This window comes from Rhodopseudomonas sp. B29, from assembly GCF_000333455.1.
Lineage (GTDB): Bacteria > Pseudomonadota > Alphaproteobacteria > Rhizobiales > Xanthobacteraceae > Rhodopseudomonas.
In genome coordinates, this window is the sequence record NZ_BADD01000193.1 from 1 (window position 1) to 16,556 (window position 16,556).

Genomic DNA, 16,556 nt, shown 5'->3' on the forward strand with positions numbered 1-16,556 from the left:
CGCAAGGCGATGGGCATCACCGACCCGAGCTTCTTCCGCACCGACGACGAGATGATCGAGGCCGCGCTGGATTGGACCAATCCGGTGCTGCGGGCGTTGGAGCGTCAGAGCGCCGCTCGGCGCCGCGCGGCCGGAGCCGGCGCAGCAGCCTTACGCATTTCTTCCTGTCGAAGGCGATGGCACGCATCAAGTCGCCGTCGGTCCGGTGCATGCCGGCATCATCGAGCCGGGCCATTTCCGCTTCACCGTCTCGGGTGAGACCGTGGTGCGGCTGGAGCAGCGGCTCGGCTACGTCCACAAGGGCATCGACGGCCTGATCGCCGGCAGCGAATTAGCAAGCGCCGCGCAGCTCGCCGGCCGCGTCTCGGGCGACTCGACGGTGGCCTACGCGCTGGCGTTCGCCCAGGCGGTCGAAGCGGCGATCGAGATCAGCGTGCCGCCGCGTGCGGTGTGGCTGCGGGGACTGTGTGCGGAGCTCGAACGGCTTGCCAATCACCTCGGTGACATCGGCGCGATCTGTAACGACGCAGCGTTCGCGCTCATGCTGGCGCAGTTCGGCGTGCTGCGCGAGAACGTGCTGCGTGCCGCCGCGACCGCATTCGGCCATCGGCTGATGCGCGATGTCGTGATCCCCGGCGGCGTCGCCCGCGATCTCGACGATGCGGGCGCTGCAGCTATTCGTGCCGCCTTGGCGATCGTGCGCAAGCAACTGCCAAAGCTCATCGCCCTCTATGAAGACACCGCCTCGCTGCAGGACCGAACCGTCTCGACCGGCATCGTCAAGCCGGCGCTGGCGGCGCAATACGCCGCTGGTGGCTATGTCGGACGCGCGTCCGGTCGCAGCTTCGACGCGCGGCGCGCATTTCCGTATGGACCTTACGACCGGCTGCACTTCGAGGTGCCGGTGCTGAGCGAGGGCGATGTCGATGCTCGCGTGCGCATTCGCATCAGTGAGGTGCAGCAGAGCCTGGGTCTGATCGAGCAGATGCTGAGTCGCCTTCCGTCAGGCGATCTTCATGTTGCGATCCAACCCTCGGAGCAGCCGTGCGAAGGTCTGGCGCTGGTCGAAGGCTTTCGCGGCGATATATTCGTCTGGCTGCGGATCAAGGGCGGCGTCGTCGAGCGCTGTCATTTGCGCGATCCGTCGTGGTTTCAGTGGCCGCTGCTGGAAGCTGCAATTGAAGGGAACATCATCGCCGACTTCCCGCTGTGTAATAAGTCGTTCAACTGTTCCTATTCGGGCGTGGATCTGTAGCGATGCGCAAGCTGCTGTTCGAGAGCCTGTTTGCCCTGCCGCTGACCGAAGCAGCACCGGCGCCGGACGACGCGGCGGCTGCTGAACTTGCCGCACTCCTGGGTGACAGGGCGCAGCGCGCGCTCGGACGCAGCCTGTCGATCCGCGAGGTCGACGCCGGCTCGTGCAACGGCTGCGAGCTGGAGATCCACGCGCTCGGCAATGCGTACTACGACGTCGAGCGCTTCGGCCTGCGCTTCGTCGCCTCGCCGCGGCATGCCGATGTGCTGCTGGTCACCGGTCCGGTGACTCACAACATGCGCGAGGCGCTGAAGCTGACTTACGAAGCGACGCCAGGCCCGAAATGGGTCGTCGCCTGCGGCGACTGCGCCAAGGACGGCGGCTGCTTCGCCGGCAGCTACGCGGTCGCAGGCGGCGTCTCGTCGGTGATTCCGGTCGACCTGCACATCCCCGGCTGCCCGCCGCCGCCGCTGGCGATCCTGCGCGGCCTGCTGGCGCTTCTCGATCGCACCGCCGCGGGCGAGACGCTGCGTTAACATAAGCTGGTACCGCGGGGCGGGCTCGTCCATCGCAATGCGCTGTGCGATGCGACTAATGAGTCGTGCGTTTCGTATTTCCATCAGTTGCTGCCGCCTTCCAGCCGCCTCACCGATAGTGATCGGCGGTGAAGGATGATTCGCGATGGTCTGTATTTTCAGCGGTGGCCTGCGGCATCGCCCGCCGAATTTATTATTACCAGCGCGATGGGCGATGGCGATCAGCGTGGTGGCGGCAGCCGCCTTCGACGCGGCGCCGGCACAGGCTCAGTTCGCAAGGCTGATTGGTTTCGGCGACAGCTACGCGGACACCGGCTCGGCACCGGGCGGGGCCTATCGGCTGATCGGTCAGAACGGCACCGGCACGGTCGCCATTCCTTATCCACCGTACGCGCTGGTGCCGTCCGACTTCTGGCCGTGCCCCAGCCCGACCTACACGAGCTGCCGCTTCACCGGCAGCACCAATTTCGTCGACTCGCTGCAATCGATCTACGGCCTTCCCGGCCTGACGAACTTCTCGATCGGTGGGGCGCGGACCGGCAACACCAACACCATGCCGTTTCTGTCCAGCGGCTACGGGCTGCCTTACGAACTACAGCAGTTCGTCGCCAGCGGCATGCGACTGACCGACCGCGACCTCGTCGCGTTGTCGATCGGCGGCAACGATCTGTCCGGCATCAATGTCGGCACCGGCGATGTCGCGTCGCAGACGGCCATCATCGTTTCGAGCGCGCAGCTGTCGGCGGCCGCGGCGGTCGGCGGCGTGCAGCAATTGGTGGCGGCGGGCGCCCGCAACATCGCCTGGCTCGGCACCGGCAGTTCGAAGTGGTTTCCGGAGCGAACCTTGGGTTCGCAGGGCACAACCCTCGGCCAATTCAACTTCAGCGATTCGCAGCGCGACGCCTGGGCCGACACCTATTATCAGCAGACACAGTTGCTGCTGGCGCCGCTGGCGCAGGCGGGCGTGCGTGTCTTCCTGTTCAATTTCGGCATCCTGCAGCAGCGCGTCCACGACAATCCCGGCATGTACGGCTTCGCCGGCGTGCCCGCGGGCTCGACCGGGTGCGAGGCGGGCCCCGGGACGGGCTCGACGCCGGGCACGGTCGCGGTCAACGTCGCCGGCTGCTTCTACGAGAACTCGGTGCATCCGACCGGTGCCGCGATGGCGCTGATCGCCAGCTACATGGCCAACCAGATCGACGCGCCGAGCACGGTGACGCCGCAGTCCGGCATCGCCGCCGGCCTGCTCGGCAGCTTCACCGGTTCGGTGTTCGATCGCCTCGACGCCAACCGCCGCTTCCAGCCGTCCGGTGTCAACGCCGCGATGGCGGCGATGCCCGGCAAGGCGCCGGCGCTGACGGATCCGGCGGATCACTGGTCGGTCTACGGCGCCGCTAGCTATGCCGGTGCCAGCCGCGACCGGCAGTTCTATGCCACGGGCTACGACTATGATGCGGCGGGCGGCTACCTCGGGCTCGAATATCGGCTCGACGCCAATTGGCGCGTCGGCGGCGTGTTCGGCTATTCGCAGCCGGATGTGAAGCTCGCGGTCCAGGATGCGCGCAACCGGATCGATGCCTTCCAGTTCGCGGGCTACGGCTCCTACACCGATGCGCACTGGTTCGCCGACACCCTCTTAGCCTATGGCCGCCAGGATTTCGCCCTGCAGCGACGCGGCATCATCGACATCATCCGCGGCTCAACCAGCGCCGATGTATTCACGATCGCCGGCAAAGGCGGCTATCTGTTCGATGTCGGCCGGCTGCGCCTCGGGCCGATTGCGGGGCTGAACTACACCAACGCCGCGATCCGGGGCTACACCGAGACCGGCGACGTTCTGCTCACCATGATGGTCGACCGGCAGAAGCTCGACGCCCTCACCGGCGATCTCGGCGTCCAGCTCCGCTATCCCTTGCAAATCGGCAGCGGCATCTATGCGCCGTTTCTCAACCTGATAGCGGCACACGATTTCCTGCGTTCCGGCCACACCGTCACCACCACGCTGGTGTCGGCACCGCTGCTGCCGATCCTGACGCCTGTGTCGGCCGACGGCGGCACTTACGGCCGGGTTGCGGGCGGTGTGTCGGCGACCGTCGCCACGAATGTGACTGCGACGCTGACGGGCACCACCAGCTTTGCTCGCAAGGGCGGCGACGACGCCGGGGTCAGCGGAGGCTTGAAGATCGCGTTCTAGGACTGGCCGGCGGCCACGCGCAGGCTGCGCTCGCCCGGCCGTGGACTGCGATGCAGCACGCGGCCGGCTGCAGCTTGCGGACTTGCCGCCGCGACGTTTGCCGACCACACTGCGTACTAACGGCGCGGCATCGACACGCGCCGATCAGAACGGGAGGTCACGATGGGCGCGCGGCTGAAGCATTATGGCTGGGGCAAGGAAGGCGAGGGCATGACGGAGGCCGAGCAGGCCTTCGTGCTTGGGCGCTATCGGCAGAAATTCGGCAAGCAGGAATTCGACACGGTCGCCGTCGCGCCGCTCGACGACATCAAGCTGCACGAACCGCGGATCACGCCGCCAAGGACGCTGGCCGATATCTGTTCGGTGGACGTCTACAATCGTGCGGCCCACGCCTATGGCAAATCCTATCCGGACTACGTCCGCGGCATGATCGGCGATTACGATGCCGCTCCCGATATCGTCGCCTATCCCCGCAATGAGGAAGAGATCGCCGCGGTAATGGACTGGGCGGGTTCGGCCCAGGCCGCGCTGACGCCGTTCGGCGGCGGCTCGTCGGTGTGCGGCGGCGTCGAATGCCGCGTCGATGGGGGCCGCTACAAGGCGGCGGTGACGCTCGATCTGCGCCATCTCGGCAAGGTGCTGGAGGTCGATCCGACCTCGCGCGCGGCGCGGATCGAAGGCGGCGCTTTCGGCCCCGCGCTGGAGGCGCAGCTCAAGCCGCACGGCATGACGCTGCGGCATTTCCCGCAAAGCTTCGAGTACTCGACGCTCGGCGGCTGGATCGCGACCCGCTCCGGCGGTCACTTCGCCAGCCTCTACACTCACATTGATGATCTGGTCGAAAGCGTCCGCGTCGTGACGCCGCGCGGCGTGGTCGAATCGCGACGTCTGCCCGGCTCGGGCGCCGGCCCCAGTCCGGATCGGATGTTCATCGGCTCGGAAGGCATCCTCGGCGTAATTTCATCGGCCTGGATGCGGCTGCAGGCGCGGCCGACCTTCCGCGCTGGCGCTTCGGTGCATTTCCCGAACTTCTTCGCCGCCGCGCGCGCGGTGCGGGCGGTGACGCAGGCTGGCCTGTATCCGTCGAACTGCCGCATCCTCGATCCGCAGGAGGCGTTCAACACCGGCGCTGCCGACGGCACCGTCGCCGTCATGGTGCTGGCGTTCGAGAGCGGCGATCACCCGGTCGATGCCTGGATGGCGCGGGCGCTGCAATGCTGCGCCGATCATAGCGGCACGCCGGAGAAGGCGGAGGCTTCGTCGGCGCATCTCGAAGGCGCCGCCGGACTGTGGCGCAACGCCTTCATCCGCATGCCCTATGCCCGCGAATTCCTCACCCCTGCGGCGCTGATCAACGACACCTTCGAAACGTCGATTACCTGGGAGCGCTTCGAAAGCTTCCACGACACGGTGAAGGCCGCGACCGAGCGCGCGATTGAGGATGCTACCGGCATCAAGGGCGAAGTCACTTGCCGCTTCACCCACGTCTATCCCGATGGGCCGGCGCCGTATTTCTCCTTCCACGCGCTCGGCCGCCATGGGGCGTTGCTGGAGCAATGGCAGGCGATCAAGGATGCGGCGAGCGATGCGCTGATCGAAGCCGGCGGCACCATCACGCATCATCACGCCGTCGGGCGTGATCACCGCAAGTGGTACGACCGCCAGCGCCCGGAGCTGTTCGCGACCGCGCTACGCGCCGTCAAGCGCGAGCTCGATCCGACTGGGATGCTCAATCCTGGTGTACTGGTCGATCCGTCCGACGCCGGCGCGGGAGATCGACACGAGCTTCGGCAAACTCCGCCGGTCCTTCGATAAGCCGCAGCGACCCGCCTCTCGCGCTCGACCGGCGGCGCCTGCGGATCGATCAGCGCGTCGAGCTGAGTAATCGCCAGCTCGGCAGCGCGGTCGGGGCAGATCGCCGGGCGGACGACCGGCGCTGCATTGAGGCCGATCCTGATCAATCGCCGGCAGGCTTCGGCGCGCGAGATCCGATGGTGCGCAGCCCATTGGGCGACGGCCTCGAGCGTTGCGGCTTCGCACGCTGCGGGTTGGGCTTCATCGAGGCAGGGAAGGTCGGGCACGATCGACGGACTGTCCGAAACACTGATTTCACTCATAACCTTGAACTAACCCGATCGCGGTTCGCTGTGGAAGCGGCGTCGATGTCGCTACGTATTCGTCACAGGGGGCTGCGCCGCCATGACCCCGAGACGTCGACAATCGTCAACCAATGTTACCCGAATCCTAACAACAACACCCCTTAAGTCCGCGATCGGCTTAGCCAAATTTTAAGTTGGGGCGCATAGCGTAGCGCTGTGAGTTGAGTGCGACCAGTTTGTGAGTACGCCATGACAGAGCCCCACCGCCCGAGGGTCAAATACGTCATCGGGCCCGACGGCAGTCCTTTGACGATCGCCGACCTGCCCGCGCCCGGCACCAAGCGCTGGGTCATCCGCCGCAAGGCCGAGGTGGTCGCGGCGGTCCGGGGCGGCCTGTTGTCGCTGGAAGAGGCCTGCAGCCGTTACACCCTGACGGTGGACGAATTCCTGTCCTGGCAGTTCTCGATCGACCAGCACGGGCTCGCCGGCCTGCGCACCACCCGAATCCAGCAATATCGCCAGTAAACCCTCCGCTAATTTTTGCGGACGATTTTACGAAAGCCGGTTCCTTCCAGGGAAGCCGGCTTTCAGCATTTTCTTAAGGAATTCGCTCCCGTTAAGATTCGTTAACCATATCGAAACCATCCCCATAGGCAAAGTTTGCCTAGTCGGCCGCAGGGCCGAGGCGAATGGGGCTGGTTCGTTGCAGAACTTGTTGGGTTTCCTGAAGGGTCTGGGCGCCGCCCGGTTGATGGCGATGATCGCCGTCACGGTGGCGCTGCTCGGCTTTTTCGCCTTCGTCATCATGCGGGTGTCGCAGCCGCAGATGACGACCCTCTATACGGACCTCAGCGTCGAAGATTCCTCCAGCATCATCAAGGAGCTGGAGCGCCAGGGCATTCCCTACGAGATCAAGAACGATGGCGCCATCCTGATGGTGCCGCGCGACAAGGTTACAAGGCTGCGGATGAAGCTGGCCGAAGGCGGCCTGCCCAAAGGCGGCGGCGTCGGCTACGAGATCTTCGACAAGTCCGACGCGCTCGGCACCACCAGCTTCGTCCAGAACATCAATCATCTGCGCGCCCTCGAGGGCGAACTGGCCCGGACCATCCGGGCCATCGATCGTATCCAGGCGGCGCGGGTGCATCTCGTTTTGCCGGAGCGGCCGCTGTTCTCGCGTGAGGCGCCGGAGCCGTCGGCCTCGATCGTGCTGCGCGTGCGCGGCACCCTGGAGCCGCAGCAGGTCCGTGCCATCCGCCATCTGGTCGCCTCGGCGGTCAACGGACTCAAGCCGCAGCGGGTCTCGATCGTCGACGAAGCCGGCCAGTTGCTGGCGGACGGCTCGATGGACCCGAACTCCGCCACCGGCGCCGCCGGCGAAGAGCGTCGCAACGCCTTCGAAAAGCGCCTGCGCGGCGAGGTCGAGAACATCGTATCCTCGGTCGTCGGCGCCGGCCGCGCCCGCGTCCAGGTCACCGCCGACTTCGACTACAACAAGGTCACCCAGACCTCCGACAAGTTCGATCCCGAAGGCCGCGTGCTGCGCTCGACGCAGACCCGCGAGGAATCCTCGGCGTCGCAGTCGGCCGAGGGTCAGGTCACCGTCAACAACGAGCTGCCCGGCAACCAGGGCCAGCAGACCGGCGCGCCGCGCGACGTCAGCAAGAAGAGCGAAGAGACCAACAATTACGAGATCTCCCGCGTCACCAAGACCGAGGTGACCGAGGCCGGCCGCGTCAACCGGCTGTCGGTCGCCGTGCTGGTCGACGGCATCTACACCAAGAACGACAAGGGCGAACTGGTCTACGCCGAGCGCTCCAAGGAGCAGCTCGACCGCATCGCCGCGCTGGTGCGCTCGGCGATCGGCTTCGATCAGAAGCGCGGCGATCAGGTCGAAGTCGTCAATTTGCGCTTCGCCGAGGCGCCGCAGATCGAGAAGCTGCCGGAGCCGGCCGGCCTGATGGGCATGTTCCAGTTCACCAAGGACGACATCATGAACATGATCCAGCTCGGCGTGATGTTCCTGCTCGGCCTGGTGGTGTTGTTCATGGTGATCCGCCCGCTGGTCAAGCGCATCCTCGCCTCCGACGCGGCGCCGGAGATGCTACCCGGGCAGCTCCCGGCACTCGCCGACGGCACCGTGCCGCAAATGATCGGCGCCGACGGTCAACCGGCCGCCGGGGCGCCCGGTCCCAACATGATCGACATCGCTCAGGTGCAGGGCCAGGTCCACGCCCAATCGGTGCACCGTGTGGGCGAACTCGCCGAACGCAATCCCAATGAAACTGTCGCAATCGTGCGGCAGTGGCTCGCCGAACCGACCTGATAAGTCATGGCCGAAGCTCCCGTCCCCGCCGGAAATCAGAACGACATCGCCAGCGTCGTCGCCTCGCTGGCGCAGCGCCAGAGCGGTCGCGCGGCATCGAAGCCGCTGCCCGGTCCGAAGCGCGCCGCGATCCTCATGCTGGCGCTCGGCGAGCAATACGGCGGCAAGATCTGGGGCATGCTCGACGACGACGAGGTGCGCGAATTGTCGTCGGTGATGTCGACGCTCGGCACCATCGAACCCGAAACGGTCGAAGATTTGTTGCTCGAATTCGTGTCGCGGATGTCGGCGTCCGGCGCACTGATGGGCAATTACGACGCCACCGAGCGGCTGCTGCAGAAATATCTGCCGGCCGATCGCGTCACCGGCATCATGGAAGAAATCCGCGGCCCCGCCGGCCGCAACATGTGGGAGAAGCTCTCCAACGTCCAGGAAGAGGTTCTCGCCAACTATCTGAAGAACGAATATCCGCAGACCACCGCGGTGGTGCTGTCCAAGCTCAAGCCCGAGCACGCCGCCCGGGTGCTGGCGATCCTGCCCGAAGACATGTCGCTCGACGTCGTCAACCGCATGCTGCGGATGGAGTCGGTGCAGAAGGAAGTGATCGAGAGCGTGGAAAAGACGCTGCGCTCCGAATTCATGTCGAATTTGTCGCAGACCCGCCGCCGCGACGCCCACGAGGTGATGGCGGAAATCTTCAACAATTTCGACCGCCAGACCGAGACCCGGTTCATCACCTCGCTGGAAGAAGACAACCGCGAAGCCGCCGAGCGCATCAAGGCGCTGATGTTCACCTTCGACGATCTGGTCAAGCTCGATGCCGGCTCGGCGCAGACGCTGATGCGCAACATCGACAAGGACAAGCTGGCGATCGCGCTCAAGAGCGCCAACGAAGACGTGCGCGGCTTCTTCCTCGGCAACATGTCGTCGCGTGCCGGCAAGATGCTGCTCGACGACATGGCGGCGCTCGGTCCGGTGCGTCTGCGCGACGTCGACGAAGCGCAGGCGCTCCTCGTCAACCTCGCCAAGGATCTCGCCGCGCGCGGCGAAATCGTGCTCACCAAGAACCGCGCCGACGACGAACTGGTGTACTGATGGCCGCTGCGCAGAAATTCCTGTTCGACAACGATTTCGGCGCACCCGAGAAGGCGCGCGAAAAAGCTGTCGCCGCCGAGGAACTGGCGCAGGCGGTGGCCGCCGCCGAGCAGCGCGGCTATCAGCAGGGCTTCGCCGCCGGTCAGCAGGAAGCGCAGGCCGAAGCCAACCGGCGGCTTGCGATGGCGCAGGAGCAGATCGGCCAGGCGATGCTGACGATCGCCCGCAGTATCGACGGCGTCGAACAGCGCTTGGAGACCGAAGCGGTCGACGTCGCGGTGGCGGTGGCGCGCAAGCTGTGCGCCGAACTGATCGCAGCCGAACCGCTGGCCGAGATCACCGCTCTGGTCGCCGATTGCTTCCGCCATCTGGTGGCGACGCCGCATCTCGTCGTGCGCATCCACGATTCCCTGTACGAGGCCGCGCGCGAGCGCATCGAGCTGCTCGCCAAGCAGAGCGGCTTCGCCGGGAGGCTGGTGCTGCTCGCCGATCCGGAAATCGCCGGCGGTGACTGTAAGATCGAATGGGCCGACGGCGGCGTCGTGCTGGAGCGCTCCGTGGTCGAAGCCAAGATTGACGAACTGGTCGGCCGCTACATGGCCACGCGCGGCGCGTAAGGATTTGAGGAGCCAACATGGGTGACAATGACGGCCAGGTGCCGCTTCCAGATCTCAACGGTGCCGACGCGCCGCCGCTGGCGGACATCGGTTACAACGAAGACGAGCAGCAAATCTCGCGCGTCGCCGCCGATCTCGAGGCGGTGTTCGACGTGCCGGTGCAGGTCTCGGCCGTTCTCGGCCGCTCCAAGATGGACGTCGGCGAACTGCTCAAGCTCGGCCCGGGTGCCGTGCTGGAGCTCGATCGCCGCGTCGGCGAGGCGATCGACATCTACGTCAACAATCGCCTGGTGGCGCGCGGCGAAGTGGTGCTGGTCGAGGACAAGCTCGGCGTCACCATGACCGAAATCATCAAGGCGGACACTTAATCGAAGCGCGCGGATCGCGCGGCAGAATAACGGGAGCAATCCATGCGGCTTCTCATCGTCGGCACCCTCAAGGGCCAACTCACCACTGCGACCAAGATCGCGATCGACAACGGCGCGTCGGTCACCCACGCGGATGACAACGAACAGGCGATGCGGGTGTTGCGTAGCGGCAAGGGCGCAGACCTGCTGCTCGTCGACGTCGCGCTCGACATTCGCGACCTGGTGATGCGGCTCGAAGCCGAGCACATCGCCGTGCCGATCGTCGCCTGCGGCATCGCCTCTGATGCGCGTGCGGCCGTCGCTGCGATCCACGCCGGCGCCAAGGAGTACATCCCGCTGCCGCCCGATCCGGAGCTGATCGCGGCGGTGCTGGCGGCGGTCGCCAACGATGCCCGCGAGCTGGTGTACCGCGACGAGGCGATGACCCGTGTGGTCAAGCTGGCGCAACAGATCGCCGGCTCCGAAGCCTCGGTGATGATCACCGGGGAGTCCGGCACCGGCAAGGAGGTGATGGCGCGCTACGTCCACAGCCGCTCCAACCGTGCCAAGAAGCCGTTCATCAGCATCAATTGCGCGGCGATCCCGGAGCATCTTCTGGAGTCCGAACTGTTCGGCCACGAGAAGGGCGCCTTCACCGGCGCCATCGCGCGGCGTATCGGCAAGTTCGAAGAGGCCAATGGCGGCACGCTGCTGCTCGACGAAATCTCCGAGATGGATGTGCGACTGCAGTCGAAGCTGCTGCGCGCCATCCAGGAGCGCGTCATCGATCGCGTCGGAGGCAAGACGCCGGTGCCGGTCGACATCCGCATCCTCGCGACGTCCAATCGCAATCTGGCGGAGGCGGTCCGTGCCGGCACCTTCCGTGAGGACCTGCTGTTCCGGCTCAATGTCGTCAATCTGAAGATCCCGCCGCTGCGCGAGCGCCCGGCGGATATCCTCGAACTCGCGCAGCATTTCGCCAAGAAATACGCCGACGCCAACGGCGTGGCGCTGCGGCCGCTGTCGGCCGAAGCCCGCCGCGTTCTGACGACCAATCGCTGGCCCGGTAACGTCCGCGAACTCGAGAACACCATCCACCGCTCGGTGCTGATGGCGCAGGGCGACGAGATTGGCCCCGAAGCTATCATCACGCCGGACGGCGACCGGCTCGATCAGACCAAGACGCCGGCCGCGGTGGCGCACGCCACGTTTGCGGCCGAGCAGGTCACCCGCGCGCTGGTCGGCCGCACCGTCGCCGATGTCGAGCGCGACCTCATCCTCGAGACGCTGAAGCACTGCCTCGGCAACCGCACCCACGCGGCCAACATCCTCGGCATTTCGATCCGCACCCTGCGCAACAAGCTGAACGAATACGCCGACGGCGGCATCCCGATCACGCCGGCCGGCAGCGGCGAGCCGCGGGCGTTCGTGGCGATGGGGTGAAGCGGGTTCGTAGGGTGGGTTAGCGCGAAGCGCGTAACCCACCGACCCAGTTGCAACGCGCGATCGGCGGATGACGGCGCAAGCGCGCCTTATCCGCCCTACGGCATCTCCATCAGGTGCCCGCACGACCACCTCGTCATTCCGGGGCGCGAGCGAAGCTCGCGAACCCGGAATCTGCCGCGCAAACCAACGTCGAGATTCCGGGTTCGCTCACTGCGTGAGCGCCCCGGAATGACATCATTTATTGCTCACGAATATTTCGGCGCGTCGGGATTGCGATAGTATTTGAACGGCTCGCCGGGCACGAGCTTGGGCGCGGTCAGCATCGTGTAGGCGTACAGCGCCAGATACGCACAGGCGAGCGCACCGACACCATACAACAGCCAGGTCGCCACGCGCCGCATTGCGCCAGTCCTCATTCCGCGAGACGGCGACGTCATAGCGGAATTCGGGCGCCGATCACAAGTTTTCGAAACGGGGTGCTCAGCGAAAATCGATGCTGCGCAGGATGACGCCGGCGGGTCTGCCTTCGAGTTCGCCGCGGACGAATTTGTGCTCGGCCTGCTGTTCGATGCTGGCGCGGAGCCGCAGGAACTGTTGTTCGCGCTGCGCCTCCGGCGTTCGCTTGGCGCCGTCGAGGTGATCCATTGCGTCGCCGCTGATCGCGCAGGGGACCTCGGTGTAATTGTTGATCATCGAGAACAGCACCACCGAGCGGTCGCCGTCATAGCCGATAAACTTGCCGCTCGAAAAACCCATGTCGAAACATCCTCTCGCAATAGCGTGGGACCGCAGCGCGCGGGCGCGTCACGGCCGGCTGTCGGCGCCGTCCGCCTGCCGCGCCTCGTTCAGCGCATCCGGCTCGATCGTGACCATCTCGATGGAGCTCTGATACGGCGGCGCACAGGGCAGCGTGATCATCGTTGCGACACGGCGGAACACCGGGAAGGACAGGCCTTCGATCAGTTCCTCGTCGGTAGTGACATCGTAGCTGCCGGCCGGCAATTCGCGGTCGACACCGCGCAACCGGAACGGACGATGGAATACGATGGTTTCGCGGTGCGTGCGCGTGGTCATGGACGCTTTCTGCAAGCCTGCGCGAACTGGTCGCGCCATGCGGCGCGATCTGCGCCGATGCTGCGCCTTTTCGGCGGCGATAGCCACTGAATTCTGGGCGCTCGGCGCGGCGCCGATCACGCAGCCTTGTTAATTCGACATTGATCGCCATCTAGTAATCACAGGCCGGCGATCAGTTGCGATCGTGGCAAGCGGTGACGGAGACGCGATCCATGAAGCTCCGTGTCGGCTACGAGATCGTCTACGATTTTCCGCAGCCCACCCCGATGCTGGTCGTGCTCGGCACGCATTTCAGCCGTGCCTCCGACGTCATCGTCCCTGATTTCCTCACCGTCGATCCGCCGGTTCCGATCACGCCCTACCGTGACATGTTCGGCAATTGGTGCAGCCGTCTGGTCGCGCCGGCCGGGCGCATGCGGCTTGCCGCCGACGGCATCGTCCGCGATCTCGGCGTTCCCGATCCGGTGGTGCCGACCGCGATCCAGCACGCCATCGAGGATCTTCCTGCCGACACCATCGTCTATCTGCTCGGCAGTCGCTACTGCGAGACCGATCTGTTGTCGGACATCGCCTGGAAGAAATTCGCGACAACGCCGCCCGGTTGGGCGCGGGTGCAGGCGATTTGCGATTTCGTCCACAACCATATCAAGTTCGATTATCAGCACGCCAGTGCCACGCGCACCGCGTACCAGGCGTATCAGGAAGGCCGCGGCGTCTGCCGTGACTACGCACACCTCGCGATCGCGTTGTGCCGCTGCATGAACATTCCGGCGCGCTACTGCACCGGCTATCTCGGCGACGTCGGGACGCCGAAACCGTGGGCCGCGGGCGACTTCGCCGGCTGGTTCGAGGCCTATCTGGGCGGCCAGTGGCGTACCTTCGATCCGCGCAACAACGTGCCGCGACTTGCCCGGGTGCTGATCGCGCAGGGCCGCGACGCCGCCGACGTGCCGATCACCCAAACCTTCGGCCCCAACACGCTGGTCAGCTTCAAAGTCTGGACCGACGAAATCGACGAGACCGCCGCCGGCTTGCGCTGAGCGCAAGACGCGCTAGCTTGCCGGCCATCGAGTCGGGCGGGCCGCGCCCGCGTCTGTGCCCGCGAGTCCGCATGACCACCTTCACCCCAGTCCAGGACGAGGCCTTGAAAGCCGTCGGCGCCTGGCTCAAAGCCAAGCCGGGCCGCGGCGGGGTGCCGCTGGTGTTCCGGCTGTTCGGCTATGCGGGCACCGGCAAGACCACGCTGGCGCGCGAGATCGCCGAGGGCGTGTCGGGCGAGGTCAAATTCGCCGCCTTCACCGGCAAGGCCGCGCTGGTGATGCGCAACAAGGGCTGCGACGACGCCTCGACCATCCATTCGCTGATCTACCGCGCCAAGGAGAGCGGCGTTGAGCAGCCCAGCTTCGAGCTCTGGGACGATGCGCCGGCCTCCAAGGCCAAGCTGATCGTGATCGACGAATGCTCGATGGTCGACGAGGAATTGGGGCGCGACCTGATGTCGTTCGACTGTCCCCTCCTGGTGCTCGGCGATCCGGCGCAGCTGCCGCCGATCCAGGGCGGCGGCTTCTTCACCAATGCCGAGCCCGACGTGATGCTCACCGAGGTGCATCGCCAGGCGCAGGACGATCCGATCGTGCGGCTGTCGATGGACGTGCGCGAGGGCAGGAGCCTCGAACGCGGCCGCTATGGCGAAACCGAAGTGGTGAGCCGCGACCAGCTCGATCCGCAGCGGGTGATGGACGCCGACCAGGTGCTGGTCGGCCGCAACAACACGCGGCGTGCCTACAACGCCCGCTTCCGCCAGCGGCTCAATATCGAAGATCCGTTCCCGGTCGGCGGCGACAAGCTGGTGTGCCTGCGCAACAACCGCAAGAAGGCGCTGTTCAACGGCGGGCTATGGCGGGTGAAGTCGCGTTCGCCGATCAAGACCAAGATCATCACCATGCGGGTGACGCCCGACGAGGATTTCGGCGGCCGCCTCACCAAGGTCTCGGTGCGCCAGGAATGCTTCTCCGGCGGCATCGAAGATATCAGCTGGGACCAGCGCAAACCCTATGACGAGTTCGACTACGGCTACGTGCTCACCGTGCACAAGAGCCAGGGCTCGCAATGGGACGACGTCGTGCTGTTCGACGAAAGCTTCGCCTTCCAGGACTCGCGGGCGCGCTGGCTCTATACTGGGATTACGCGTGCGGCGAAGCGGCTGAGCGTGGTGGTGTAACCCACAGGCTCCGTCATTCCGGGGCGCGCCGAAAGGCGCGAACCCGGAATCCCGAGATGTTCTGCACCAAGTCGTTTCCAACAACTTCGAGATTCCGGGTTCGCTCGCTGCGCGAGCGCCCCGGAATGACGGCGAACTACTTGTTCGGCGTCGCCACGAAGGTCATCCGCCACGGGTTGTGGCCGATGTTGCGGCTGGCGCGGGCGGGCGTGAAGCCGGCGGCGCGGAGCTTGGTCAGTATTTCGGCCTCGGCATAGCGCTGCAGCCCGATCTTGGTGCGTAGCTCTCGGTAGTCGGACAGCGCTGTCCGCGCCAGGCCCCATAGCGCATCCTTCATGAAACCGTGGCGCCCCGCCATCAGCAGCAGCGCCGCGACGTCTCTCGGCATGCCGACATGGGGCTGTAAAATGTCTCCCAGGACCAGCCGGCCGTTCGACTTGAGCAGTCGCCGCATCTGCCCCAAAGCGTCGTCGAGCTCTGTCGGCGCCATGTATTGGGCGACCGAGTTGATGACGGCGAGATCGATCGAATCCGCCGCCAATGTCGGCAGATCATCGAGCGAGCGGACCTCGATCTTGGGGGCGGACGCGAACCGGGCGGTCAGGCGGCCACGCACGCCGGGCGCCGGCTCGGCCAAGATCAACTTTCCGCAAGCCCGCGCCACCTCGGCGGCGGAGATGGCCTCGCCGCACGAGAAGTCGAGCACGACAGCATCAGGCGACGGAATGTAACCGCAAATATCGCGCGCAATCTCCGCGAAATGCACGTCACGGTGTCGCTTGGACACGTAGATCGTGTGGGTCGAGTCGTAATAATCGATCCATTCGTCCATCAGGACCCTCGGCGACGGAATCGGGAGGCGGCAGGGGGACTTAACACGCGCGGACGTACGGTTCCCGGGCAGGAACAACAGGCGCGTTGAAGCGTTCTTGGTCGTAGAGCGTTTGAGCCGAGAAGGAAACAAAATTGGCGGCAACGTCCAAGATTTGGAACCCATAACTTCATTTACTGGCGGCGTTTGCTCTCCGTCTCCAAGCTTCGCTCTCTCCCGCTGCGCCCGGCGCACAACCGACAGGAAGAACCACCGTGACCAAAGCCAAATCAGCGTCCGTCGCCTCCGACCTCGACACCCCGACCGATCTGCCGCAGCAGGCAGTCGACAAGATCTCCGCAGCGCTCAACACGCTGCTCGCCGATGCGTTCGCGCTGTATCTGAAGACCAAGAATTTTCACTGGCACATCAGCGGCCGGCATTTTCGCGACTACCATCTGATGCTGGACGAGCAGTCCGACCAGATCTTAGCCACCACCGACCAGCTCGCCGAACGCGTTCGCAAGGTCGGCGG

Annotated in this window: 16 protein-coding genes and 1 pseudogene; 13 read left to right on the top strand and 4 right to left on the bottom strand. The window is 65.6% G+C overall.

Translation table 11 applies throughout. The features are described 5' to 3' along the window. Positions 1-91: 91 nt before the first annotated feature. From I5M_RS06920 to I5M_RS06965, 10 genes and pseudogenes are all read left to right on the top strand, one after another. Positions 92-1,255: pseudogene (locus I5M_RS06920) on the top strand (hydrogenase expression protein HypE); the annotation flags it as partial. 2 nt (positions 1,256-1,257) lie between these two features. Then, positions 1,258-1,791 (top strand): NADH-quinone oxidoreductase subunit B family protein, encoded by a 534-nt coding sequence (locus tag I5M_RS06925; RefSeq protein WP_022720734.1) that lies wholly within the window; start codon positions 1,258-1,260, stop codon positions 1,789-1,791. A 214-nt stretch (positions 1,792-2,005) separates the two neighbouring features. Beyond that, positions 2,006-3,985 (top strand): autotransporter domain-containing protein, encoded by a 1,980-nt coding sequence (locus I5M_RS06930; protein ID WP_022720735.1) that lies wholly within the window; start codon positions 2,006-2,008, stop codon positions 3,983-3,985. Positions 3,986-4,147: 162 nt separating this feature from the next. Then, positions 4,148-5,800, top strand: a complete 1,653-nt coding sequence (locus tag I5M_RS06935) for an FAD-binding oxidoreductase (protein ID WP_022720736.1) — start codon at positions 4,148-4,150, stop codon at positions 5,798-5,800. 533 nt (positions 5,801-6,333) lie between these two features. Next, a complete protein-coding gene (locus tag I5M_RS06940; protein WP_002714638.1) occupies positions 6,334-6,609 on the top strand; it encodes a DUF1153 domain-containing protein in 276 nt (91 codons plus the stop codon). Between the two features lie 178 nt (positions 6,610-6,787). Then, complete coding sequence (gene fliF, locus I5M_RS06945; RefSeq protein ID WP_022720737.1) at positions 6,788-8,410, top strand: flagellar basal-body MS-ring/collar protein FliF; 1,623 nt, start codon at positions 6,788-6,790, stop codon at positions 8,408-8,410. Positions 8,411-8,416: 6 nt separating this feature from the next. Continuing rightward, on the top strand, positions 8,417-9,505 hold the full coding sequence (gene fliG / locus I5M_RS06950; protein WP_022720738.1) for a flagellar motor switch protein FliG: 1,089 nt from the start codon (positions 8,417-8,419) through the stop codon (positions 9,503-9,505). Continuing rightward, a complete protein-coding gene (locus I5M_RS06955; RefSeq protein ID WP_022720739.1) occupies positions 9,505-10,122 on the top strand; it encodes a FliH/SctL family protein in 618 nt (205 codons plus the stop codon). Before fliG ends, I5M_RS06955 begins: the two co-directional genes overlap by 1 nt. Positions 10,123-10,139: 17 nt before the next feature. Then, positions 10,140-10,490, top strand: a complete 351-nt coding sequence (gene fliN / locus I5M_RS06960; RefSeq protein ID WP_022720740.1) for a flagellar motor switch protein FliN — start codon at positions 10,140-10,142, stop codon at positions 10,488-10,490. A 42-nt stretch (positions 10,491-10,532) separates the two neighbouring features. Beyond that, positions 10,533-11,912, top strand: a complete 1,380-nt coding sequence (locus I5M_RS06965; protein WP_022720741.1) for a sigma-54-dependent Fis family transcriptional regulator — start codon at positions 10,533-10,535, stop codon at positions 11,910-11,912. Between the two features lie 248 nt (positions 11,913-12,160). Here the strand turns inward: I5M_RS06965 and I5M_RS33070 are convergent, their stop codons facing one another. From I5M_RS33070 to I5M_RS06980, 3 genes are all read right to left on the bottom strand, one after another. Beyond that, positions 12,161-12,316: a hypothetical protein gene (locus tag I5M_RS33070; RefSeq protein ID WP_022720742.1), complete on the bottom strand. Its 156-nt coding sequence runs from the start codon at positions 12,314-12,316 to the stop codon at positions 12,161-12,163. A 79-nt stretch (positions 12,317-12,395) separates the two neighbouring features. After that, positions 12,396-12,671 (bottom strand): DUF1488 domain-containing protein, encoded by a 276-nt coding sequence (locus tag I5M_RS06975; protein ID WP_022720743.1) that lies wholly within the window; start codon positions 12,669-12,671, stop codon positions 12,396-12,398. Positions 12,672-12,719: 48 nt separating this feature from the next. Further along, a complete protein-coding gene (locus I5M_RS06980; RefSeq protein ID WP_031335686.1) occupies positions 12,720-12,989 on the bottom strand; it encodes a hypothetical protein in 270 nt (89 codons plus the stop codon). 212 nt (positions 12,990-13,201) lie between these two features. Between I5M_RS06980 and I5M_RS06985 the strand changes: the two genes are divergently transcribed. Further along, complete coding sequence (locus I5M_RS06985; protein ID WP_022720745.1) at positions 13,202-14,029, top strand: transglutaminase family protein; 828 nt, start codon at positions 13,202-13,204, stop codon at positions 14,027-14,029. A gap of 71 nt (positions 14,030-14,100) precedes the next feature. Next, positions 14,101-15,210, top strand: a complete 1,110-nt coding sequence (locus tag I5M_RS06990; RefSeq protein ID WP_022720746.1) for an ATP-dependent RecD-like DNA helicase — start codon at positions 14,101-14,103, stop codon at positions 15,208-15,210. Between the two features lie 136 nt (positions 15,211-15,346). On the opposite strand, the gene I5M_RS06995 is transcribed toward I5M_RS06990, so the two are convergent. Further along, a complete protein-coding gene (locus I5M_RS06995) occupies positions 15,347-16,042 on the bottom strand; it encodes a class I SAM-dependent methyltransferase (RefSeq protein WP_022720747.1) in 696 nt (231 codons plus the stop codon). Between the two features lie 254 nt (positions 16,043-16,296). Here I5M_RS06995 and I5M_RS07000 point away from each other — a divergent pair. Continuing rightward, positions 16,297-16,556: Dps family protein (locus I5M_RS07000; RefSeq protein ID WP_022720748.1), on the top strand; the 260-nt coding region annotated here is incomplete at its 3' end.

Coding starts and splice junctions, on each gene's coding strand:
- fliN (WP_022720740.1), top strand. CDS start 10,140: ATGGGTGACAATGACGGCCAGGTGCCGCTTCCAGATCTCAACGGTGCC.
- I5M_RS06925 (WP_022720734.1), top strand. CDS start 1,258: ATGCGCAAGCTGCTGTTCGAGAGCCTGTTTGCCCTGCCGCTGACCGAA.
- I5M_RS06985 (WP_022720745.1), top strand. CDS start 13,202: ATGAAGCTCCGTGTCGGCTACGAGATCGTCTACGATTTTCCGCAGCCC.
- I5M_RS06930 (WP_022720735.1), top strand. CDS start 2,006: ATGGCGATCAGCGTGGTGGCGGCAGCCGCCTTCGACGCGGCGCCGGCA.
- I5M_RS06980 (WP_031335686.1), bottom strand. CDS start 12,989: ATGACCACGCGCACGCACCGCGAAACCATCGTATTCCATCGTCCGTTC.
- fliG (WP_022720738.1), top strand. CDS start 8,417: ATGGCCGAAGCTCCCGTCCCCGCCGGAAATCAGAACGACATCGCCAGC.
- I5M_RS06935 (WP_022720736.1), top strand. CDS start 4,148: ATGGGCGCGCGGCTGAAGCATTATGGCTGGGGCAAGGAAGGCGAGGGC.
- I5M_RS33070 (WP_022720742.1), bottom strand. CDS start 12,316: ATGCGGCGCGTGGCGACCTGGCTGTTGTATGGTGTCGGTGCGCTCGCC.
- I5M_RS06965 (WP_022720741.1), top strand. CDS start 10,533: ATGCGGCTTCTCATCGTCGGCACCCTCAAGGGCCAACTCACCACTGCG.
- I5M_RS06975 (WP_022720743.1), bottom strand. CDS start 12,671: ATGGGTTTTTCGAGCGGCAAGTTTATCGGCTATGACGGCGACCGCTCG.
- I5M_RS06995 (WP_022720747.1), bottom strand. CDS start 16,042: ATGGACGAATGGATCGATTATTACGACTCGACCCACACGATCTACGTG.
- I5M_RS06940 (WP_002714638.1), top strand. CDS start 6,334: ATGACAGAGCCCCACCGCCCGAGGGTCAAATACGTCATCGGGCCCGAC.
- I5M_RS06990 (WP_022720746.1), top strand. CDS start 14,101: ATGACCACCTTCACCCCAGTCCAGGACGAGGCCTTGAAAGCCGTCGGC.
- I5M_RS06955 (WP_022720739.1), top strand. CDS start 9,505: ATGGCCGCTGCGCAGAAATTCCTGTTCGACAACGATTTCGGCGCACCC.